We start from the raw sequence: 20,687 nt of genomic DNA, 5'->3' as shown, positions 1-20,687 counted from the left end.
GCCCGTACGCCCGCACCCCCTCGCGGACCCGGCCGTACTCAGCCACCCTGGACCACCACCCGCCGGGTCGCCGCCGACTGCAGGAGGCGCCCCGCGCCCAGCAGCGCCACCGCCCACCCGGCCTGGAACAGCCAGACACCCAGCGGGTCGGCCCGGCCCAGCAGCACGTCCGCCGGGGCCTGGAGCAGCGCCGACCAGGGCAGCGCCCGGACGACCTCGCCGAGGGTGCCCGGGAACACGTTCAGCGGCAGCAGCATGCCCGAGCAGAAGTGCCCGGCCAGCCAGGCGATCCGGGAGATCCCCGAGCCGTCCAGCAGCCAGAACGTGCTCAGCGCCAGCAGGTACCGGATGCCGAAGCCGACCAGCATCGCCAGGGCCAGCGTCACCAGCAGCGCCAGCCAGGTGCCCGCGTCCGAGGGCAGGTAGGCGTGGAAGCAGAGCATCCCGAAGAGGAAGGGGAGCACCCCGCGCCCGAGCAACTGGAAGGAAGCCCGGCCCAGGTCCGCCGCGAGCCACCACAGTTGCAGATCGGCGGGCCGGTACAGATCCACCGCGACATCACCCGTACGGATGCGTTCCATCAACTCTTCCTCGACGCCCCCGCCGCCGATCGCCAGCGTGGACAGCAGGGCCTGACCGAGCCATACGTAGGTCACGGCCTGCGCCTGGTCATATCCGCCCAAGTGCGGGCGGGCCTCCCACAGGGCACGGTAGGTGCAGACGATGATCAGACCGAAGACGGTGTTGGTGAACACCCCTGCCGCCGTGGCCGCGCGGTAGGTCGCGTACCGTCTGAATCCCCCTGCCGCGACGGCCACGTACAACCGTCCAGCGCCCACGCCGGTCCACCTCCTCGGACTGCTCGACACCGAAGCGCAGGAGCCTAGCCCCGGCCCCCGCGAACGGCCACGCGTTTTCCGTGACCGAAGCGTGCCGGAATCCGGGAACGGTTCACCAGGTGCGAGAGTCTTCAACCAGGGGGCGCAGAAGGCGTACGAGGCGTACGGGAACGTACGACGAAACAGGAGTCCGTGCACGACATGAGCGACGAGCCGCAGCCGCAGCAGCCGAACGAGGGCGGGGCGCCGGAAGATCCTCAGCCGGCTGAGGGGCCCGCAGCAGCGGAACCGCAGGCGAAACCGGCGAAGGGTCCGGCCGACCGCGCGCCGGCCAAGACCGGGCCGAAGCCGGAGAGCGCCCCCGCGCGCGACTCCGCGACCCCGAACGCCCCCCGGGCGACGGGAGCTTCGGCGACGGGTTCTCCGGCGACGGGTTCTTCAGCGACAGGTTCTCCGGCGACAGGTGGGAAGTCCGAGGCGGGGAAGCCGGGCGAGGGTGCCAAGGGTGCCCCGAGCGCTCCGGCCGCGAGGGAGGCCGGGCAGGCTCCGGCCGTGCCCGCGCAGTCCGGCGCCAAGGAGGCCCCGGCCGCCAAGAACCCGGCGGCGAAGGCCCCGGCCACCAAGCCTCCGGCCGCCGAGAACCCGGCCGCCAAGAACCCGGCCGTCAAGCCCCCGGCTGCCAAGAACCCGGCAGCCGAGCCGCCGCCCGCCGAGAGCACCCAGGTGCTGCGCCGGGTGAACGCCCCCGCCGGGGCCGCGAAGCCCCGTACCGGTGGTGCCGAGCCGGAGCAGGCGCCCGAGAACACCCAGGTGCTCCGGCGCGTCAAGGCCGACCAGCCGCCGCCCGCCGAGAGCACGCAGGTGCTCCGCCGGGTCAACGCGCCCCGGTCCGGGGGCGCCGCGGGGCCCGGCGCCGACGCGCCCAAGCCCCCGGCCGCCCCGGTCGCCGCGGCCGGGGCCACCAGCGTTCTGCCCCGCACCCCGTCCGAGCCGGCCGCGACCGCGACCCCGCAGGCGAGCGGCAACGGCAGCGACGGCGGCCAGGGCGGCGGCACCGGTGACGGCGGCGGCAAGAAGCCCAAGCGCCCCAAGCGCACCGGCTGGCGGCGGATCTTCCCCACCTGGCGGATGGTGCTCGGCACCTTCGTGCTGGGCGTGCTCGTGATCATCGGCCTGCTGTTCCTCGGCTACTCGATGGTCCAGATCCCGGCCGCCAACGCCCTGGCCACCAAGCAGGCCACCGTCTACCTGTACGCCGACGGCTCCCAGCTCGCCCGCGACGGCGAGGTCAACCGCGAGAACGTGGGCCTCGCCCAGATCGCCAAGCCCGCCCAGCACGCCATCCTGGCCGCCGAGGACCGCGACTTCTACACCGAGTCCGCCGTCGACCCCAAGGCGATGCTCCGCGCGGGCTGGAACACCGCGCTCGGCAAGGGCAAGCAGTCCGGCTCCACCATCACCCAGCAGTACGTGAAGAACTACTACCTGGCCCAGGAACAGACGGTCACCCGCAAGGCCAAGGAGTTCTTCATCTCGATCAAGCTGGACCGGGAGAAGTCGAAGAACGAGATTCTTGAGGGCTACCTCAACACCAGCTATTTCGGCCGCAACGCCTACGGCATCCAGGCCGCCGCCCAGGCGTACTACGGCGTCGACGCGATCGACCTCGACCCGGCCCGCGCCGCCTACCTCGCCGCGCTGGTCAACGCGCCCAGCGAGTACGACGTCGTCGCACACCCCGAGAACAAGGGTTCCGCGCTCGGCCGCTGGAACTACGTGCTGGACGGCATGGTCGCCAAGGGCTGGCTGAGCCAGTCCGAGCGCACCGGGATGAAGTTCCCGATGCCCAAGGAGCAGACCGTCTCCACCGGCATGTCCGGCCAGCGCGGCTATCTCGTCGAGGCCGTCAAGGAGTACCTGGTCGGGCACGACATCCTCACCAAGGAGCAGCTCGCCACCGGTGGTTACCGGATCACGACCACCATCCAGAAGCCCAAGCAGGACGCCTTCGTGAAGGCCGTCGACGACCAGCTCATCTCCAAGCTGGACAAGAAGAACCGCAAGGCCGACACCTACGTCCGCGCGGGCGGCGCCTCGATCGACCCGAAGACCGGCAAGATCGTCGCGATGTACGGCGGCATCGACTACGTGCAGCAGTACACCAACGGCGCGACGCGGGGCGACTACCAGGTCGGCTCCACCTTCAAGCCGTTCGTCTTCACCTCGGCCGTGCAGAACTCCTCCAGCACGCAGGACGGCCAGCGCATCACGCCCAACGCGTACTACGACGGCACCAACATGCGCCCCGTGCAGGGCTGGTCGGGCGGCCGGTACGCGCCGGAGAACGAGGACCAGAAGTCGTACGGCCAGATCACCGTCCGCAAGGCCACCGACCTGTCGGTCAACGCGGTGTACGCGCAGATGGCCGCCGACGTCACCGGTGACAAGGTCAAGGAGACGGCGATCTCCCTCGGCATCCCGGCCGACACCCCCGACCTCTACCCGTCCCCGTCCATCGCGCTCGGCACCGCCACCGCCAGCGTGCTGGAGATGACCGAGGCGTACGCCACCCTGGCCAACCACGGGCGGCACGGCACGTACACGATCATCGAGAAGATCAGCAAGGACAACGTCCCGGTCGACCTGCCCGGCCGGCAGACCAAGCAGGTCGTGACCCGCGAGGCCGCGGACACCACCACCTCGGTGCTGAAGAGCGTGGTCGAGGGCGGCACCGCCACGGCCGCGCAGGCCGCCGGCCGTCCGGCCGCGGGCAAGACCGGCACCGCCGAGGAGGACACCGCCGCCTGGTTCGCGGGCTACACCCCCGACCTCGCCACGGTGGTCTCCGTGATGGGCCAGGACCCGGTCACCGCCAAGCACAAGCCGCTGTACGGCGCCCTCGGCGTCGCCCGCATGAACGGTGGCGGTCCGCCCACCGAGATCTGGGCCCAGTACACGCGGGACGCGCTGCGCGGCAAGCCCGCCGCGAGCTTCGACCTGGAACTCCAGGCCGGCGCCGACGTGGTCGCGCCCAGCACCCGGCCCTCCACCTCGCCCGGCACCGACGCGGGCCAGGGCGACGGCGGCACCACCGGCACCCCGAGCGAGGGCACCACGCCCACCGACGGCGGCCAGGGCAACGGCGGCACCACCGGCACCCCGACCCAGGGCACCACCCCGGCCGACCCGACCACCACGGGCGGCGGCGACACCGACGGGGGCGTCGGCGGCGGTCCGGCCACCACCGACGGCGGGGCCGCCGACGGGGGCGCCACCGGTGGCGGCGGCCCCGGCGGCCAGCCCGGCACGGGCGGCACCGGCGGCGGCGCCGACCCCGGCACGACCGGTCTGCCCGGCGGCTTCATCGCCCCGCAGACGGCCCGGCGCGAGTAGCGGAGAACACGGGAAGGGGCTGACGACCACGGTCGTCAGCCCCTTCTCACGTTCTCCCGGCGGCGGCTCGGCTCAGAGATACAGCCCGGTGGAGTCCTCCGACCCCTCGAACCGGTCCGCGGCCACCGCGTGCAGGTCACGCTCGCGCATCAGCACGTACGCCACGCCCCGCACCTCGACCTGGGCCAGGTCCTCCGGGTCGAACAGGACCCGGTCGCCGGGCTCCACGGTCCGGACGTTCTGCCCGACCGCGACGACCGCGGCCCAGGCCAGCCGGCGCCCGACCGCCGCGGTCGCGGGGATCAGGATGCCGCCGCCCGAACGGCGCTCGCCCTCACCGGTCTCCTGCCGCACGAGGACCCGGTCGTGCAGCATCCGGATGGGCAGCTTGTCGTGGTGGGGGGTGCTCTGCTCGTCTCTGTTGGCGCTCACGCCTTTGAACCTACCTGCCCGCGCGGCGCGGACACGCCTCCGGGTCGCCACGGCACCCGCCGCGGCGACCCGGTCGCAGAGATCGGCCGAACTAGCGCCGGCGCCGGTGCCTGCGCTTGCGCGACCCGGCGACGATCAGCCCGACGGTCCCGGCCACGATGAGCACGGCGGGCACGACGCGCTCCTTGCGGGGCGCGCCGTCGTCGTCCACGAACTGGTCCCGTACCTCGGTCATCACGCGATTGACCTGCACGTACGCCCGTCCGAAGACCCGGTCGACGCCGGCGACGGCCTTCGCCTTGGCGTCCCCGACGATCGTCTTGGGGTGCACTCGCACCCCGATCTCGTCGAGCGTCTCGGCCAGCACTTCACGACGGCGCTTGATGTCCGCCTCGATCTGCGCCGGTGTTCTGGTGTCCGACGTCTCCGCCACCGTACGGCCTCCGAAATCTCCTGGTGCTGTTCCGAACAGTCTGTCAGCTCTTCACCACACCGCACGGCAGGGGCACCCGGTTAGGCTGGCCGGATGAGCCAGCGACTTGAGCCCGGGGACGTTGCCCCCGCCTTCACCCTGCCCGACGCCGACGGGAACGAGGTGTCCCTGTCGGACCACAAGGGCCGCAAGACCATCGTGTACTTCTACCCTGCGGCACTTACCCCCGGCTGCACCAAGCAGGCGTGCGACTTCACCGACAACCTCGCCCTGCTGGCCGGTGCCGGGTACGACGTCATCGGGATCTCGCCCGACAAGCCGGAGAAGCTGGCCAAGTTCCGTGAGCAGGAGGACCTGAAGGTCACTCTCCTCGCCGACCCGGACAAGAAGGTCCTGGAGGCGTACGGCGCCTTCGGCGAGAAGAAGCTCTACGGCAAGACCGTCACCGGGGTCATCCGCTCCACGGTCGTCGTGGACGAGGACGGCAAGGTCGAGCGGGCGCTGTACAACGTCAAGGCCACCGGCCACGTGGCGAAGATCATCAAGGATCTGGGCATCTGAAGCCGCCGCCCGGCCGCTAGCATGGCCGGGCAGCAGCAGGCGGCCGTGGTGGAATTGGCAGTCACGCTGGGTTTAGGTCCCAGTGGGGTAACTCCCGTGAGGGTTCGAGTCCCTCCGGCCGCACCAGCATGCAGAGGCAGGGGCTCAGCCCAGCAGCTCCCGCACCACCGGGACCAGGGCCCGGAACGCCTTCCCGCGATGGCTGATGGCGTTCTTCTCGTCCGCGCTCAGCTCGGCACAGGTACGGCTCTCGCCCTCCGGCTGCAGGATCGGGTCGTAGCCGAAGCCTCCCGTACCCGCCGGAGCCTGCCGCAGGGTGCCGCGGAGCTGCCCCTCCACCACCCGCTCGGTGCCGTCCGGCAGCGCCAGCGCGGCCGCGCAGGCGAAGTGGGCACCCCGGTGCTCCTCCGCGATGTCGGAGAGCTGGGCGAGCAGCAGGTCGAGGTTGGCGGTGTCGTCGCCGTGCCGGCCGGCCCAGCGGGCGGAGAAGATGCCGGGGGCGCCGTTCAGCACGTCGACGCAGAGGCCCGAGTCGTCGGCGACAGCCGGAAGCCCGGTCGCCCGGGCGAGCGCGTGCGCCTTCAGCAGGGCGTTCTCCGCGAAGGTGACGCCGGTCTCCTTGACGTCCGGGATCTCGGGAAAGGCGTCGGCACCGATCAGCTCGTGCGGCAGCCCGGCGTCGGCCAGGATGGCCCTCAGCTCGGTGATCTTTCCGGCGTTACGGGTGGCGAGGATCAGGCGGGTCATGGGGGCCAGTATCCCCGGCCCCCGTCCGCTTCCCCGCGAGGGGTCAGAGCTCCGCCTGTCCGGCGCCCGCGAGCAGTCGCAGGTCGAAGACCTCGGCCATCTTGCGGTACCCGAGGTCGCTGGGGTGCAGGTGGTCGCCGGAGTCGTACGGTTTCGCCAGCCGCTGCGGCGCGGCGGGGTCCCTGAGCGCGCTGTCGAAGTCGATCACGGCGTCGAAGATCCCCCCGGAGCGGATCTCCGCGTTGACCTGCCGGCGCATCTCCTCGCGGGCCGGGGTCCAGCCCCTGCGCCGCTCGAAGGGCGTCAGGGTGGCGCCCACGACCTTCAGGCCGCGCGCGTGCGCCTGCCGGACCAGGGTGCGCAGGCCGTCCAGGATCTTCGTCCGGTCGCCGGGTGTCTCCGCGTGCAGGATGTCGTTGATGCCCAGGTCGATGACGACGACCTTCACATTGGCGTGGCCGAGCGCGTCCCGCCCGAACCGGTTCAGCCCGCTGGGGTTCTCGGCGGGCCTGCCCAGGCCGTCCGTGAGCACGCGGTTGCCGCTGATGCCCTCGTTGACGACGGAGTAGCGCGGCGCGTCGGCCCGAAGGCCGGCGGCGGAACGCAGCCGGGAGGCCAGGAGGTCCGGCCAGCGGCGGTTCTCGCCCGTGGTCGAGGTGATGCCGTCGGTTATGGAGTCGCCGAACACCACGACCGTGCCGTGCGCCTCGTTGCTGAGCACGTCGAGCGCGGTCAGGTACCGCCAGAAGGTGGTCTGCTCCGCGTACGGGACCCCGGTCGACTCCTCGGTGCGGTCACCGTCCGCGACGTAGGAGATCTGACGGGCGTGCGGGTGGTAGGTGACCGGGCCTGACGGGTCGGCGGCGTACGTGGTGACCAGCACGTCGGAGTCGTGCGGGACGACGATCCGTACGGCGTCGCTGAGCACTTGCTCCCCGGCCGGGATGGTGACCGCGTACGCGCCGTCGAACGTCAGGCGCCGCATCGTTTCCGCACGGGCGGCGGCCGTGCCCGGTCCCGCCGAGAGGGCCACCGAGGCGTGAGTGATGGTCAGCGGCGCCTGCCCGTACAGGTTGGACAGGGTGACGCGGGCGCTCGTACCGCCGGTGTTCGCGTGCACGACGTTGCGTACCGAGCGGCCCGCCAGACCGGTGGCCTCGGTGCCGGGCTCGGCGCCTACGGGCGAGGCCGCCCAGGAGCCGACCCAGGTGCCCGCGGAGGCGGGTGCGGCGGAGGAGCCGTGGGGGCGCCGGCCCGTGGCCGTGGACCCCGAGGTGCTGTCGCCGGCCGCCGACCTGATGAGGACGGTGACGGAAAGGGCGACGACGAGTGCGACGAACGCACTGAGCAGGGCATAACCGTGGCGCTTGGTCACGCTGGCGTTGTTCTCCTCGGGAGACGGGAAGCCGGACGATCGATTCACCATGATGCGGCATATGGGGGAACGGAGTTGACGGGCACCCCGTTCGACGGGACCCGCCCCCGGCCCTCCTTCAGTCAGACGCCGTGGGCCTCCCGTACGTTCCGCGAGCCGGCGGGAAGGGACAATGTGTGTGCGGGATCACCGATCGGGCGGAGCGAGATGGAACGCGCGCAAACGGAAGAGGCGCAGCCGGGGCGCACCCCCCGGCCCACGGCTGCCGGGCGGGCCGGTTCGTACCGGACCATGACCGCCTTCACGGCGGCCGACGAGGAGCGGCAGCGCGGCGTACGGCGCATGAAGCTCACGGCGGCCGGACTGCTGCTGTTCGTCGCCGTCGTCTACGTCCTGGCCACCTGGGCCGGGCACGCGGGGGCGGGCGCCTGGACGGGCTATGTGGCGGCGGCCGCCGAGGCCGGCATGGTCGGCGCGCTCGCGGACTGGTTCGCGGTCACCGCGCTGTTCCGGCACCCGCTGGGCCTGCCCATCCCGCACACCGCGATCATCCCCACCAAGAAGGACCAGCTCGGCGTCTCCCTGGGCGAGTTCGTCGGGGAGAACTTCCTCTCCGAGGACGTCGTACGCCAGCGGCTCGCCGCCGTCGGCATCGGCAGCAGGCTCGGTGACTGGCTGGCCGAGCCCGAGAACGCCGACCGGGTCACCGCCGAGCTGGCCACCGCGCTGCGCGGCGCGCTGACCGTGCTGCGCGACTCGGACGTGCAGGCGGTGGTGGGGGAGGCGATCACCCGGCGGGCCGACGCGCGGGAGATCGGTCCGGCCGTGGGCAAGCTGCTGGACCGGATCGTGGCCGACGGCGGGCACCGGCGCGTGGTCGACCTGGTGGTGGGCCGCGCCCACGAGTGGCTGGAGCGGCACCGGGACGACGTGATGGTGGCCATCGAGGGCGGCGCGCCCGGCTGGACCCCGCGCTTCGTGGACCGCAAGGTCGGCGACCGCGTCTACAAGGAACTGCTGCGCTTCGTCACCGAGATGCAGGAGATGCCCTCGCACCCCGCGCGGGCCGCCCTGGACCGCTTCCTCACCGACTTCGCCTCCGACCTCCAGTCCGACACCGAGACACGGGCGCGGGTGGAGCGGCTGAAGAGCGAGGTGCTGGCGCGGGACGAGGTGCAGGACCTGATCGCGTCCGCCTGGACCGCCGTACGGTCGATGATCGTCGCGGCGGCGGAGGACGAGCACAGCGAGCTGCGCCTGAGGGTGCGGGCGGGGCTGCTGTCGCTCGGGCAGCGGCTGGCGACCGAGCCGAAGATGCAGGGCAAGGTCGACCGCTGGATCGAGGGCGCGGCCGTGCACGTGGTGACGACCTACCGCAAGGAGATCACCTCCCTGATCACCGAGACGGTGGCGGGCTGGGACGCCGAGCACACCACCCGCAAGATCGAGGCGCACATTGGGCGCGACCTCCAGTTCATCCGGATCAACGGCACGGTGGTGGGCTCACTGGCCGGGCTGGTGATCTACACCGTGTCGCGGGCGCTGGGCGGCTGACCGGCTCGTCCGGCGGGGTGAGCCTGCCGGACGGCCCGGTCTGATCCCGTCCGGCGGGGGCACCCGTAACTCGTCCTTCGACGAAGAAGGGGTGCCGAGGAGCGAGGGGTGCCGATGAGCACGGGAGCAGGGACGCCGTCGCGGGGCGGGGGTTCGGCCGGGGGCGGTTCGGCCCGAGGCGGTTCGCCCGGAGGCGGTTCGGTCGGGGGCGGTTCGGTCGGGGGCGGTTCGGCCGGAGGCGGTTCGACCACCACCGACATCCCGGCCCGGCTGGACCGCCTGCCGTGGTCCCGCTGGCACTGGACGATCGTGGTCGGGCTGGGCACGGTGTGGATTCTGGACGGCCTGGAGGTCACGGTCGTTGGCAACATCGCGGGCCGGCTCTCCGAGCCCGGCAGCGGGCTGTCCATCAGCTCCGGGCAGGTCACCGGTACCGCGGCGGCGCTGTACGTGGCCGGGGCGTGCCTCGGGGCCCTGTTCTGGGGGCGCCTGACGGACCATTTCGGGCGCCGCAAGCTGTTCCTGATCACGCTGGGCGTGTATCTCGCGGCGACCGCGCTGACCTCGCTGTCGACCGAGGCATGGTGGTTCTTCCTGTTCCGCTTCCTGACCGGCTTCGGCATCGGCGGGGAGTACGCGGCCATCAACTCCGCGATCGACGAGCTGATCCCGGCCGCCTATCGCGGGCGGGTCGACCTGATGATCAACGGCAGCTTCTGGCTGGGCGCGGTGGGCGGCTCCCTGCTGTCCGTCCTCGCGCTGGACACCGCCTTCCTGCCGGAGAACATCGGCTGGCGGCTGACGTTCGCCCTCGGCGCGGTCCTCGCCCTGGTCATCCTGCTGGTACGACGGCACGTACCGGAGAGCCCGCGCTGGCTGCTGATCCACGGGCGGGACCGGGAGGCGGAGGAGATCGTCTCCGGGATCGAGCGGAAGATCGAGGAGCAGACGGGGGAGGCGCTGCCCGCCCCCGAGGGCCGGCTGGAGATCCACCGCCGGGGCAGTGTCACCTTCCTCGAGATCGCCCGCACCGTCTTCGGCCGCTACCGCAAGCGCGCGGTGCTCGGCTTCTCCCTCTTCATCGGCCAGGCGTTCCTCTACAACGCCATCACCTTCGGCTTCGGCGCGATCCTGACCCGCTTCTACGACGTGCCCGCCGACCGCACCGGCTACTACTTCGCCGTCATCGCGGTCGGCAACTTCTTCGGGCCGCTGCTGCTGGGCAAGCTGTTCGACACGGTGGGCCGGCGGGTGATGATCTCCTCGACCTACCTGCTGTCCGGCGTCCTGCTGTTCGCCACGGCCTGGCTCTTCGACCGCGGCACCCTCAGCGCGGGCACCCTCACGGCCTGCTGGTGCGCGGTCCTCTTCTTCGCCTCCGCGGGCGCGTCGAGCGCGTACCTGACGGTCTCGGAGATCTTCCCGATGGAGACCCGGGCGATGTCGATCGCCTTCTTCTACGCCCTGGGCACGGCCGCGGGCGGCATCAGCGGCCCCCTCCTCTTCGCCGACCTCACGGGCACCGGCCGGGTGGGGGACACGGTGTTGGCCTTCCAGATCGGCGCGTCCCTGATGTGCGTGGCGGGCCTGGTGGCAGCGGTGCTGGCGGTACGGGCGGAGGGGCGGTCCCTGGAGGACATCGCCACCCCACTGTCCTCTGCTTCGCCTTCGGGGGCGGGGGAGAAGGGGGTGGGGGTGGGGTAGGGGGTCTTGGGGGCAGGGGCTGTTGTGGGGTAGGGGCTCTTGAACGGTGGGGCCGCCCGGGTGTGGCCGGGCGGCCTCTGCGGCTTGAGACCGGGCGGGGCGGTGTGTTCAGCTTCGGCGGTCTGGGAGGGGCTGGGCGGGTGTGTTCAACCCCGGAGGTCTGGGAGCGGCTGGGCGGGTGTGTTCAGCTTCGGCGGTCTGGGAGCGGCTGGGCGGGTGTGTTCAGCTTCGGCGGTCTGGCAGCGGCTGGGCGGGTGTGTTCAACCCCGGAGGTCTGGGAGCGGCTGGGCGACGGCGCCCGGCCTTTGGCGTTCCGTGCTGGCGGTCGGCCAGGGCTGAGCGGGGCGGCGATGCAGGCGTCGTGGTGTTGGGGCCTAGCCGTCGCCCAGGCTGAACAGAGCGGCGGCACCGCCCGCCTGGTGTCCAGCGCCGGCGCCCGGCCGGGGTCGGAGCGGGGCGGCGGCGCAGGCGTCGTGGGGTTGGGCCTCGCCGTCGCCCAGGCTGAGCAGAGCGGCGGCACCGCCCGCCTGGTGTCCAGCGCCGGCGCCCGGCCGGGGTCGGAGTGGAGCGGCGGCGCCGGTGCCCTGAGGTTCAGCCCCGGCGGTCCGCGAGGGCCCAGGAGGCGAGGGCGACCGCACCGGCCACGCCGAGGACGGACGGCCAGGCGCCGACCTTCTTGGCGAGGGGGTGGGAGCCGGCGAACCCGGCGACGTACGCACCGGTGAGCGCGGCGGCCGTAGGAGCCCCGGCCCGAGCGTTCCACTCCCGAGCGGCCAGCGCCCCGGCGGCGGCCAGCACGACCCCGCCGAGCGGGCGCTTTTTGGTCCAACGAGCGACGCCGTACCCACCGACGAGCCCGGTGGCGGCGGCCACAGCGCCAGGAATCTTGGCCATGAGTTGTCTCCTGTCGTCCCCGTATGCCTTGGTATGCCTTGTTCGGTATGCCTGCCGCCGAGGCTAACGCGCGGCACGACGCCCCCGGCGACCGGGTCACCCTCCCCCGAACTGACCGAAAACCTCCCCCATGCCCCAGCGAACCCGGGGCATCCGGGCTTCGCCGCCCCGACGTGCCGGAAGAGGAGCCCCGACGATGACTGTGACGACCGTGCAGCCGAGACCCCTGACGGAAGCGGTCCGCGAGGTGGGCCAGTACCGCAGCGCCGCCGAAGCGGAGTCGGTCACCCGCACCGTCCTACTGGCCCTGGCCGCTCACCTCCCCGCGGCCGAACGCGCCCTGCTCCCCATCGAAGCCCCCCTGTCCAGCCCTCTCGCCCCCCGCCCCCTAACGGCACGCGAGTTCGTGGAATCCCTGGCCCCCCACATCGAAAACGCCACCCCGGCAACAGCCCGCTGGCACGTAACCTCAGTCCTGACAGCACTGGCCCAGCAGTTGGGCACCACCCACACAGCCGGCCTCCTCAGCCAACTCCCGCCCGGCTACGCCCTGTTGTTCGGCCTGGCGGATTTGGCGGCGGTGGCCTAGCCGCCGCCTCCTCTGCGCGAGCAGTACGAGTCAGCTTGCCGTGACGGCTGCGGAGTAGGTCCAGACGTCAGCCGGCAGATCGTGCTTGAGCCGCCAGGTAATGGCCATCGGCTTGCTGCCAGTGTGCGTGTCGTACGTGGCCGGTCCGAGCAGCATCCAGGGCTGAGACTTGCCTATGTCGGTGTTCTTGTACCGTCGCATGAAGAGAAGGACTTCACTGCCCAACGCCTCGTGCTGCTGGTAACGCTTACCTGTGCGAGAGTCGGCAGCCGTAGCGTTCTGTGACTCCCAGTGGAAGAGCGTCGGGCTAAGCGCGTAGTCCCGGTATCGAACGGTGGGGGAGAAGTCCTTCTCGTTCTTCTCCAGGGTGATGAGCAGCGCATCTGTCTGCAACTCATCAACCCACTGCACCCCTTGGGCAAACGAGCGCGGCATCTGGCCACCTAGACGAGCCACACCAAGCGCGGCAAGGATCTCCGAGCGGTTGTACGCGCTGTGCACCTTCAGCGGTACCTGACTCAAGCGCCCGGAGAGGGAGATGGGGAAGTGGTCCGTTAGCTCCATGACATACGTAAGGAGCTGACGCAGTTCGTCACGGAACTCTGTCAACGGACGCAGCGACTCAAGGCCCTCTTGGTAGCTGGTGAAGCCGCCAGCGTTATCCCAAATGTTGAAGAACAGCATGCGGGCGTAAGCCTGATCGAGGGGACTTAGCTCCGCATAAGTAGGAGCGTCATCCTGGAGCAGCCGTTGGTAGGCGTCTGCCCGCTCCGGGTCGTCGACGTGCAGAAAGGCGTGGACTCGCTTAAGCAGGGCCGCCTCCGCAGGGGGAGCGGTCTCTTCGAGGAACCCCGCGCGGCGCAGGACCGCCGTCCAAGAGTTGTCGCTCTTATAGAGCTCCTTGATCTCGCGCCTACTCTCTCGCAGGTAGTCGGCCAGAAGAGGCGTGTGGTAGGACTTCACCTCCTTGACTAGCGTCTTCACCGTGGCCCCAAGCTGCGTCCGGATATTGTCCAGGACGAAGTCCTTGGACTTGCCCTCCAGGATGATCTGGCAGCCCGATGGGAGCTGCGGGAAGTCATGCTCAATGTGATCGACCAGCCGGTTCCGGGTCAGGTTGGTCAGGGCCCGGAACTGCTCCTCAAAGCGGAACTCGGCCCGGTGTTGCCCGATAAAGTCGAGGACGGTGAGTACCGGCTTGGCCTCGGTGCGCCGCAGCCCTCGGCCCAACTGCTGAAGGAAGATCGTGGCGCTGTTGGTCGGACGGAGTAGGAGCAGAGTGTCTACGTCGGGGATGTCGAGCCCCTCGTTGAACAGGTCGACGGAGAAGATCACCTGAAGCTTGCCATCACGGAGATCGGCGAGCGCTTGGGCGCGTGCGTCCGAGGAAGAGTCGCTGTCGAGCGCTACTGCCTGAAAGCCCGCCTCGCGGAAAAAACCCGCCATGAAGTGCGCGTGGGCTTTGGTGACGCAGAAGCCGAGCGCCCGCATGGAGCCGGGGTTGGAGACCTTGTCCTGGATCTGCTTCACCACGATGCGGGCGCGAGCGTGGTTGCCGGTGTAGAGCTTGTCGAGGTCCTGGTCGGTGTACGAACCCTTCTGCCAGTTCAGGTTCGTCAGATCGGTGCCATCGGGGACGCCGAAGTAGTGGAAGGGGCAGAGGAGGTCGTTTTCCAACGCCTCCCAGAGGCGCATTTCGGCCGCAATCCTGCCATCGAAGAACTCGTCCTGGACGTTACGCCCATCCATCCGCTCGGGTGTGGCTGTCAGCCCCAGCAACTCCTTGGGCGTGAAGTGCTCGATGACGCGCCGGTAGGTAGACGCAGTGGCATGGTGGAACTCGTCGATCACGATGATGTCGAAGTGGTCAGGAGCCAACTGCTCCAGACGCTGCACATTGAGGGATTGGACGCTGGCGAAGACGTGGTTCCACTCGCGCGGGTCCTGGCCGCCGTGCAGAAGCTCGCCGAACGATCCGTCATCGAGTACTTCGCGGTAGGTGCGGAGAGACTGCCGCAGGATCTCCTTGCGGTGGGCGACAAACAGAAGCCGCGGCTGGCCCCCCTCGAAGTTCTTACGCAAGCCGCGGTAATCAAGGGCAGCCATAACGGTCTTACCCGTGCCGGTGGCGGCAACGAGGAGGTTCCGGTGGCGTCCGCGAAGTTCCCGCTCGACCGTCAGGCGCTCCAGCATGTCCCGCTGGTGCGGGAAGGGGCGTACTTCAAGACCGGAAAGGTTGATCTTCAGGTCCGTGCCGGAGCCAGTGCCACTTGCTTGCGCCAGCGCTTCGTCCAAGCGCGCGCCGTGCTGGTCAGGGTCGTAGGTCTCGAAGGCAGTGTCGTTCCAGTACGCGTCAAAGGTCGCCTCGAACTTGTCCAGCACCGCCGGCGTAGCCACCGACGACAGGCGCACGTTCCACTCGAGCCCGTCGAGCAGTGCAGCCCGAGAGAGGTTCGAGCTGCCCACGTACGCGGTGTCAAAGCCCGTGTTGCGGCGGAAGAGCCATGCCTTCGCATGCAGACGAGTGGACCGGATCTCGTAGTTGACCTTCACCGTGGCGCCGAAGTCCCGGACAAGGCGGTCCAAGGCATGGCGGTCCGTCGCGCCCATGTATGTGGTGGTGATGACCCGAATCGGCACACCACGTTCCTTGGCTGCACGCAGGGCATCTTCAAGGACTCGTATCCCGTACCACTTCACAAAGGCGCACAGCAGGTCAATGCGGTCCGCGGTGGCAAGTTCGGCTCGTAGCTCGGTGCCGAGGCTCAGGTCCTCCGGGGAGTTCGTCAGCAGCGATGCCTCAGACAGCGGGGTCAGCGGTCGGACGGAGTAGGCACCAGGGGCCTCCTGCTTGGCAAGCGCGAGCAGTTGCTGCGGGCCCTCGACGAGGGCGCTGACCGGCTCCGGCTCGCTATCTGGTGTGCCCTTGCTGGCAAGCGACGCCAGGAGCTCATTAGCGAAAGGCACTCGCTGCTCAGGAGGTAGCTGTGTGAGTCTTTGGGTGACCATCGCGCCGATGTGCCGAGCAAGCACATGGGGCGTGGACTCCGCACTGACCTCTGTGTTGATGGCCTTCCAGCCCAGAGCCTCAAGCTGTTCGAGTTCTCGCTCGTCGTCTTGAGTGATCAGCTTCTCGTAAACCCCAGCAACCGGCTCCGCCGGCCCCTTTGCCTCAGCCACTGCAACCCCCTCAGGCGCCTGTCAATGTGGATTAGTTGTAACAGCCACCACTGACAACGGCTGAGGGGGTGGGCGTTGCGCCTTACTCCGCCCCGTGGCACTCCCCGTACTCCCGCCCGCTCGCACACCAACACCCCGCCCCCCGCGACGGCGGCCAAGCCACCGCCAACCCCCTCGCCGCCAGCGTTGTCGCGTACTCGGGGAGCAGGGCGGGGTCGGCCGGGGAGGCGCTCTCCGAGGCGGCGAACGCCTCGTAGGAGGGGACCGTGCCGGTGACGATGCCGAGGTTGGGGGTGCCGGAGGTGGAGAGTTCTCGGAGGGATGTCTCTATCGTCGCCAGGTGGTCGGCGTGGGAGGTGTACTCCGACTCCAACGCCGGGTACGCCGCCAGCAGTTCGGTCAGTTCCGGGGCCGGCCAGTGCAGGACCGCCACCGGGTACGGGCGGGACAACGCCTCGCGGGCCGTGGACAGTTCCGCTCGGAGGCGGGAGATCTCAGCCTCCAGTTCCGCCGGGTTCTCCGAGCCGAGGGACCAGACGCGCTTGGGGTCGTGGAGTTCGTCCAGGGAGACCGGCGAGGTGTGGAGGGTGTCGGCGAGGGCGTCCCAAGTGTCGTGGGGCAGGCCCAGCATGCGGCGCACCCGGTGGCGGCCGAAGAGGAGCGGGTGCGTGGCGTACGGCGGCTCCGGCGCGTCCGTCAGCAGCAGGACCGCGCCCTCCTGGAACGTCTCGTGCGCCGCCTCCAGCTCGTCGTGCGACTCCAACGCCTCCGCGACGATCACCCACGGCGCCGGGTCCCGCGGCGCGGCCATGCGGATGCCGTCGATGATCGCGCGCGCCTCGGCCTCGTGGCCGTACTCCCACAGGTTCGCCGCCCTCAGGGCGCGGACGAGCTGCGGATGCTCCAGCGGGCCGGCGGCGGACAGCAGGCGGTCGTAGAGCGCGGTCGCCGCGGGGCGGGCGCCGGACAGTTCGAGGTGGGCCGCGGCGCGCAGCAGCAGGGCCTCCGCGTCCTCGGGGTACAGGCCGGCGGTCCGCTCCAGGCGTGCCGCTTCGGCGGTGTGGTCGACGTTCTCGGCAGGCGTGTCGGGGCGCATGCATGACACCGTACTGCCGAGGGGTGACAGCCGAGGAGGGCGCCCGACGAGGAGATTTCTCCAACTCGCGGCGAAGATCGGGAACCGGCCCGCAACACCGGGCGTTGTACGGGGTGAACGGGCTTGTACAGCCCGTAGTCATGGGGGCAAGGGGAGAGACGGGGGGTGCGGTCGGTGATGCGCAGTCGTATCCCTGTCACGCGCGCCCTGCTGCCGCTGCTCGTCCTGGGCCAGCTCCTCCTGCTCCAACTGTTCCAAGTCACCCTCCTCGGCTCCGGCGGTCTCACCACCGCCGTCGCGCTCGCCGCGACCACCGCCGCCGGCACCGCCCTCGCGCTCTGCTCGGTCCTCACCGCCCGCCGCGTCCCCGCCGTCCCGCCGACGCGCGTCCGCACCGCGATACGCGACAGGGCCCGCCGTACGGCGTTCCTGGCGCAGCGCGACCCCGACGCGAGGGGGCGCCGCAGGTCACGGGCGCCCGGCCGGGTCCTGCCGACGACCTGCGCGTAGGGCCGCACCACCCCTCTCTCCGCCCCGCCCGCGCGGGTCGTCCTGCCATCGGCCGATTCCGGCCGTATCCACACCCGGCACGACGCCACCCCGTACGGAGGGTCACCCATGTCCGTCTTCGCCCGTCTGGTCGAGCAACTCGCCGACCTGCTCCAGCCGTTCTTCCACGCCTCCGCGACCGCCGCCGCGATCGTCCTGTTCACCGCGCTGGTCCGGCTGGCCACCCATCCCCTCGCCCGCGCCGCCGCCCGCGGCCAGCGGGCCCGCACCGCGCTCCAGCCGGGAATCACCGAGCTGCGCGAGAAGCACGCCCGCGATCCCGAGCGGCTCCAGCGGGCGGTGCTGGAGCTGCACACCGAGGCGAAGGTGTCCCCGTTCTCCGGGCTCCTGCCCGGCCTGCTCCAACTCCCCGCGTTCTTCCTGCTGTACCACCTGTTCGCCAGCCCCACGATCGGCGACGGACCCAACACGCTCCTGGATCACGACCTCCTCGCCGCCCCGCTGGCCGGCCACTGGACCGACGCCCTGAGCGGCGGCATCCTCGGCGGGGCCGACCTGGTCTACCTGGCCCTCTTCGCCATCGTCGCGGCCGTCGCCACGGTCAACTTCCGGCGCACCAGGCGTGTGGCGGCCGAGAATCCCGTACAGACAGGCGTTCCGGGCCAGACGGCGGTCGGCAAGGTGGCCCCGTTCCTGTCCTTCCTCACCCTGGTGACCGTCGCCGTCGTCCCCCTGGCCGCCGCGCTCTACGTCGTCACCAGCACCACCTGGAGCGCGGTGGAGCGGGCGGTGCTGTCATGAGCGGCCAGGGGGCGGGGCGGTCAGAGCAGGATGTCCGCCAGCCTCCGCCAGGCCGCGCGGGGCAGGTCGTCGGGGGAGCCCTCCTGCACGACCTGGAGGGCGACATGGTCGGCACCCGCGGCGAGGAAGGCGTTCACCTTCTCCCGGACGGTGTCGTCGTCGCCCCAGGCGTACAGCGCGTCGATCAGCCGGTCGCTGCCGCCGTCGCGCAGGTCGTCCTCGGTGAAGCCGAGCCGCTGGAAGTTGGAGGTGTAGTTGGGGAGCTGGAGGTACATCTCCAGGTGTCCGCGGGCCAGTTCGCGGGCACGGGCCGGGTCGGATTCCAGTACGACCCCGAACTCCGGTGCCAGCAGCGGCTCCTGGCCGAGGATCTCGCGGGCCCGCGCGGTGTGCTCGGGGGTGACGAGATAGGGAATCGCCCCCAGGGAGCGCTCGCCCGCCAGCCGTACGGTCTTCGGGCCGAGCGCGGCCAGGACGCGCCGTCCGGCCGGGACACCGGCCGCGTCCAGCTCGTCCAGGTACTCCACCAGCGCCGAGTACGGCCGCCGGTACTGCTCGGCCAGCTTGGCGTGGCTCACACCCAGGCCGAGCAGGAAGCGGCCGGGGTGCGCGGTCTCGACCTCGGACCAACCGGCCGCGCTCTCGCGGGCGTCGTGCTGCCAGATGCTCTGGATGCTGGTGCCGACGATCAGCCGGTCCGTCTTCTCCAGCAGGGGCAGGGCGTTGACGGGCGCGCTGGAGCCGCCGAGCCAGGCGGTGCCGTAGCCGAGCTCCTGGAGTTCGGCCGCCGCCTCCCCGATCTCACCGCGCCGGCCCGGGTCCTCGTTGCGCAGGCCGACGCTCCATACGCCGTACCGGCCGATCTCGGCCTTGGAGATGCTCCCGCTCGTCGAGTCGCTCATCGGATCTTTCCCTCCGGCTGGATGTCGTGCACGAACGATCGTCGTGCACGACAGGCCCAGCCGGCGGGAGCCGCGCGGGTGTCACACCTTCAGGAACCGCTCCAGCGCCTCGACGACCAGCCGGTGGTCCTCGATCTGGGGCAGGCCGGAGACGGTCACCGAGCCGATGACGCCCACGCCCTCCACGGTGATCGGGAAGGAACCGCCGTGCGCCGCGTAGCGGTCGGGGTCGAGGCGGGACGAGTCCTCGAAGGTGGTGCCCTTGGCGCGGAAACGTGAGCCGACCAGGTAGGAGGCGGAACCGTAGCGCTCCACCACCCGGCGCTTGCGGGCGATCCAGGCGTCGTTGTCCGGGGTCGAGCCGGGCAGCGCCGCGTGGAAGAGCTGCTGGCCGGCGCGGTGGATGTCGACGGCGATCGGCGCCTGCCGCTCCCGGCCCAGCTCGACCAGGAGCGAGCCCAGCGCCCAGGCGTCGTCGTGGGTGAAGGTACGGAAGACCAGGCGCTGTTCCTGCGCCTCCAGGTCGGCCACGCTCGGGGCGTTCTGTGCCTGCGTCATCAGAGGGTCACCGTCACCTTGTCGCGGGCGGAGCGGCGGGCCGCCTCCAGTACGTCGAGGGTCTCGGCGGCCTCCAGGGCGGTCACCGGGTTGGGGCCGGTGCCCCGCACGGCGGCGGCGACGGCCGCGTAGTAGGCGGGGTAGTCGCCGGGCACGGTCTCGACGGGGGTGCCGCCCCCGGTGACCGGGGACTCGCCGGCGCCCAGGCGGCCCCAGAGCGACTCCTCCTCGACGCCCCAGGCGGCACCGGTGCCGGGGCGGGCGCCGTCGCGCAGCGCCGCCTCCTGCGGGTCCAGGCCGTACTTCACGAATCCGGCGCGCGAGCCGAGCACCCGGAAGCGGGGGCCGAGCTGGGCGGCGGTGGCGGAGACGTACAGGTGCGAGCGGACGCCGTTGGCGTGGGTCAGGGCGAGGAAGGTGTCGTCGTCGGTCTCGGCGCCGTCGCGGCGGACGACCGCCTCGGCGTACACCTCGGTGACCGGGCCGAACAGGGTGATGGCCTGGTCGACGACGTGGCTGCCGAGGTCGTAGAGCAGGCCGCCGATCTCCGCCGGATCGCCGGACTCGCGCCAGCCGCCCTTGGGCTGCGGGCGCCAGCGCTCGAAGCGGGACTCGAAGCGCCAGACGTCGCCCAGCGCGCCGTCGGCCAGCAGCTTGCGGAGGGTGAGGAAGTCGTTGTCCCAGCGGCGGTTCTGGAAGACGGAGAGCAGCACCCCGTGCTCGTCGGCGAGGGCGGCCAGTTCGCGGGCCTCGGCGGCGGTGCCGGAGATCGGCTTGTCCACGACGACCGGCAGGCCGGCCTTGATGGCGGCGGTGGCGAGCGGCACATGCGTCTTGTTCGGAGACGCGATGACGATCAGGTCCAGCTCACCGGCGCGCTCGAACAGCTCGTCCGGGGTGGCGGCGACACGGACGTCCGGGAACTCGGCGCGGGCCTGCTCCTGGCGCTCGGGGTTCGAGGTGACGACCGTGTCCAGGACGAGGCCGTCCGTGGCGGCGATCAGCGGGGCGTGGAAGACGGAGCCGGCGAGGCCGTAGCCGATCAGGCCGACGCGGAGGGGTGTACCAGTCATGGCTCCTACTTTCGCAACGCTGTTGCCAAAGTGCAAGCGGCGGGGA

General features: G+C 71.0%; 18 protein-coding genes and 1 tRNA gene. 8 read left to right on the top strand and 11 right to left on the bottom strand.

From position 1 onward, the window contains the following. Nucleotides 1-38 precede the first annotated feature (38 nt). The gene (locus ACZ3HQ_RS19940) at nt 39-839 is read right to left on the bottom strand and encodes an ABC transporter permease (RefSeq protein WP_467512629.1); all 801 of its coding nucleotides are present in this window, start codon (nt 837-839) and stop codon (nt 39-41) included. Nucleotides 840-1,808: 969 nt separating this feature from the next. On the opposite strand from ACZ3HQ_RS19940, the gene ACZ3HQ_RS19935 reads away from it, so the two are divergent. After that, nucleotides 1,809-4,232: a transglycosylase domain-containing protein gene (locus ACZ3HQ_RS19935; RefSeq protein WP_467512825.1), complete on the top strand. Its 2,424-nt coding sequence runs from the start codon at nt 1,809-1,811 to the stop codon at nt 4,230-4,232. A 72-nt stretch (nt 4,233-4,304) separates the two neighbouring features. Here the strand turns inward: ACZ3HQ_RS19935 and ACZ3HQ_RS19930 are convergent, their stop codons facing one another. Together ACZ3HQ_RS19930 and ACZ3HQ_RS19925 are read right to left on the bottom strand one after the other, a co-directional pair. Further along, the gene (locus tag ACZ3HQ_RS19930; protein WP_373310107.1) at nt 4,305-4,607 is read right to left on the bottom strand and encodes a co-chaperone GroES; all 303 of its coding nucleotides are present in this window, start codon (nt 4,605-4,607) and stop codon (nt 4,305-4,307) included. Nucleotides 4,608-4,755: 148 nt separating this feature from the next. Next, nucleotides 4,756-5,097, bottom strand: coding sequence for a DUF3618 domain-containing protein (locus tag ACZ3HQ_RS19925; RefSeq protein WP_467512627.1), 342 nt, complete (start codon nt 5,095-5,097; stop codon nt 4,756-4,758). A gap of 93 nt (nt 5,098-5,190) precedes the next feature. Here ACZ3HQ_RS19925 and bcp point away from each other — a divergent pair, with 93 nt between their 5' ends. Then, complete coding sequence (gene bcp, locus ACZ3HQ_RS19920) at nt 5,191-5,658, top strand: thioredoxin-dependent thiol peroxidase (protein ID WP_467512625.1); 468 nt, start codon at nt 5,191-5,193, stop codon at nt 5,656-5,658. Nucleotides 5,659-5,697: 39 nt separating this feature from the next. After that, nucleotides 5,698-5,784, top strand: a tRNA-Leu gene (locus tag ACZ3HQ_RS19915). Between the two features lie 18 nt (nt 5,785-5,802). Here ACZ3HQ_RS19915 and rdgB read toward each other — a convergent pair. Together rdgB and ACZ3HQ_RS19905 are read right to left on the bottom strand one after the other, a co-directional pair. Then, a complete protein-coding gene (gene rdgB, locus ACZ3HQ_RS19910) occupies nt 5,803-6,405 on the bottom strand; it encodes an RdgB/HAM1 family non-canonical purine NTP pyrophosphatase (RefSeq protein WP_467512623.1) in 603 nt (200 codons plus the stop codon). Between the two features lie 43 nt (nt 6,406-6,448). Then, nucleotides 6,449-7,780, bottom strand: a complete 1,332-nt coding sequence (locus tag ACZ3HQ_RS19905; RefSeq protein ID WP_467512824.1) for an SGNH/GDSL hydrolase family protein — start codon at nt 7,778-7,780, stop codon at nt 6,449-6,451. Between the two features lie 291 nt (nt 7,781-8,071). On the opposite strand from ACZ3HQ_RS19905, the gene ACZ3HQ_RS19900 reads away from it, so the two are divergent. Together ACZ3HQ_RS19900 and ACZ3HQ_RS19895 are read left to right on the top strand one after the other, a co-directional pair. Continuing rightward, a complete protein-coding gene (locus tag ACZ3HQ_RS19900; protein WP_467512822.1) occupies nt 8,072-9,334 on the top strand; it encodes a DUF445 domain-containing protein in 1,263 nt (420 codons plus the stop codon). A gap of 114 nt (nt 9,335-9,448) precedes the next feature. Further along, on the top strand, nt 9,449-11,038 hold the full coding sequence (locus tag ACZ3HQ_RS19895) for an MFS transporter (RefSeq protein ID WP_467512621.1): 1,590 nt from the start codon (nt 9,449-9,451) through the stop codon (nt 11,036-11,038). Between the two features lie 591 nt (nt 11,039-11,629). Here the strand turns inward: ACZ3HQ_RS19895 and ACZ3HQ_RS19890 are convergent. Next, the gene (locus ACZ3HQ_RS19890; RefSeq protein WP_467512619.1) at nt 11,630-11,932 is read right to left on the bottom strand and encodes a hypothetical protein; all 303 of its coding nucleotides are present in this window, start codon (nt 11,930-11,932) and stop codon (nt 11,630-11,632) included. Between the two features lie 196 nt (nt 11,933-12,128). On the opposite strand from ACZ3HQ_RS19890, the gene ACZ3HQ_RS19885 reads away from it, so the two are divergent. Further along, on the top strand, nt 12,129-12,521 hold the full coding sequence (locus tag ACZ3HQ_RS19885; RefSeq protein WP_467512617.1) for a DUF2267 domain-containing protein: 393 nt from the start codon (nt 12,129-12,131) through the stop codon (nt 12,519-12,521). Between the two features lie 30 nt (nt 12,522-12,551). Here the strand turns inward: ACZ3HQ_RS19885 and ACZ3HQ_RS19880 are convergent, their stop codons facing one another. Together ACZ3HQ_RS19880 and ACZ3HQ_RS19875 are read right to left on the bottom strand one after the other, a co-directional pair. Next, nucleotides 12,552-15,701, bottom strand: a complete 3,150-nt coding sequence (locus tag ACZ3HQ_RS19880; protein WP_467512615.1) for a DEAD/DEAH box helicase — start codon at nt 15,699-15,701, stop codon at nt 12,552-12,554. 82 nt (nt 15,702-15,783) lie between these two features. Continuing rightward, nucleotides 15,784-16,797, bottom strand: a complete 1,014-nt coding sequence (locus ACZ3HQ_RS19875) for an SEC-C domain-containing protein (protein ID WP_467512613.1) — start codon at nt 16,795-16,797, stop codon at nt 15,784-15,786. Between the two features lie 177 nt (nt 16,798-16,974). Here ACZ3HQ_RS19875 and ACZ3HQ_RS19870 point away from each other — a divergent pair, with 177 nt between their 5' ends. Then, nucleotides 16,975-17,307, top strand: a complete 333-nt coding sequence (locus tag ACZ3HQ_RS19870) for a DUF6412 domain-containing protein (RefSeq protein WP_467512611.1) — start codon at nt 16,975-16,977, stop codon at nt 17,305-17,307. 108 nt (nt 17,308-17,415) lie between these two features. After that, nucleotides 17,416-18,108, top strand: coding sequence for a membrane protein insertase YidC (gene yidC, locus ACZ3HQ_RS19865; RefSeq protein WP_467512609.1), 693 nt, complete (start codon nt 17,416-17,418; stop codon nt 18,106-18,108). A gap of 20 nt (nt 18,109-18,128) precedes the next feature. On the opposite strand, the gene ACZ3HQ_RS19860 is transcribed toward yidC, so the two are convergent. From ACZ3HQ_RS19860 to ACZ3HQ_RS19850, 3 genes are all read right to left on the bottom strand, one after another. Then, nucleotides 18,129-19,010, bottom strand: a complete 882-nt coding sequence (locus tag ACZ3HQ_RS19860; protein WP_467512607.1) for an LLM class F420-dependent oxidoreductase — start codon at nt 19,008-19,010, stop codon at nt 18,129-18,131. A gap of 81 nt (nt 19,011-19,091) precedes the next feature. Continuing rightward, complete coding sequence (locus ACZ3HQ_RS19855) at nt 19,092-19,568, bottom strand: heme-degrading domain-containing protein (RefSeq protein ID WP_467512605.1); 477 nt, start codon at nt 19,566-19,568, stop codon at nt 19,092-19,094. Next, a complete protein-coding gene (locus tag ACZ3HQ_RS19850; protein ID WP_467512603.1) occupies nt 19,568-20,641 on the bottom strand; it encodes a Gfo/Idh/MocA family protein in 1,074 nt (357 codons plus the stop codon). Before ACZ3HQ_RS19850 ends, ACZ3HQ_RS19855 begins: the two co-directional genes overlap by 1 nt. Nucleotides 20,642-20,687 lie beyond the last annotated feature (46 nt).

The organism is Streptomyces sp. NPDC018263 (assembly GCF_055562575.1).
The sequence above is the reverse complement of the archived record's forward strand: the minus strand, read 5'-3'. Positions and strand labels throughout refer to the sequence as shown.

What these genes read in the sequence shown, in the direction of transcription:
- ACZ3HQ_RS19930 (WP_373310107.1), bottom strand. Translation starts at nt 4,607, where the DNA reads ATGCTGCACGACCGGGTCCTCGTGCGGCAGGAGACCGGTGAGGGCGAG.
- bcp (WP_467512625.1), top strand. Translation starts at nt 5,191, where the DNA reads ATGAGCCAGCGACTTGAGCCCGGGGACGTTGCCCCCGCCTTCACCCTG.
- rdgB (WP_467512623.1), bottom strand. Translation starts at nt 6,405, where the DNA reads ATGACCCGCCTGATCCTCGCCACCCGTAACGCCGGAAAGATCACCGAG.
- ACZ3HQ_RS19900 (WP_467512822.1), top strand. Translation starts at nt 8,072, where the DNA reads ATGACCGCCTTCACGGCGGCCGACGAGGAGCGGCAGCGCGGCGTACGG.
- ACZ3HQ_RS19895 (WP_467512621.1), top strand. Translation starts at nt 9,449, where the DNA reads ATGAGCACGGGAGCAGGGACGCCGTCGCGGGGCGGGGGTTCGGCCGGG.
- ACZ3HQ_RS19890 (WP_467512619.1), bottom strand. Translation starts at nt 11,932, where the DNA reads ATGGCCAAGATTCCTGGCGCTGTGGCCGCCGCCACCGGGCTCGTCGGT.
- ACZ3HQ_RS19885 (WP_467512617.1), top strand. Translation starts at nt 12,129, where the DNA reads ATGACTGTGACGACCGTGCAGCCGAGACCCCTGACGGAAGCGGTCCGC.
- ACZ3HQ_RS19875 (WP_467512613.1), bottom strand. Translation starts at nt 16,797, where the DNA reads ATGCGCCCCGACACGCCTGCCGAGAACGTCGACCACACCGCCGAAGCG.
- ACZ3HQ_RS19870 (WP_467512611.1), top strand. Translation starts at nt 16,975, where the DNA reads ATGCGCAGTCGTATCCCTGTCACGCGCGCCCTGCTGCCGCTGCTCGTC.
- yidC (WP_467512609.1), top strand. Translation starts at nt 17,416, where the DNA reads ATGTCCGTCTTCGCCCGTCTGGTCGAGCAACTCGCCGACCTGCTCCAG.
- ACZ3HQ_RS19860 (WP_467512607.1), bottom strand. Translation starts at nt 19,010, where the DNA reads ATGAGCGACTCGACGAGCGGGAGCATCTCCAAGGCCGAGATCGGCCGG.
- ACZ3HQ_RS19855 (WP_467512605.1), bottom strand. Translation starts at nt 19,568, where the DNA reads ATGACGCAGGCACAGAACGCCCCGAGCGTGGCCGACCTGGAGGCGCAG.
- ACZ3HQ_RS19850 (WP_467512603.1), bottom strand. Translation starts at nt 20,641, where the DNA reads ATGACTGGTACACCCCTCCGCGTCGGCCTGATCGGCTACGGCCTCGCC.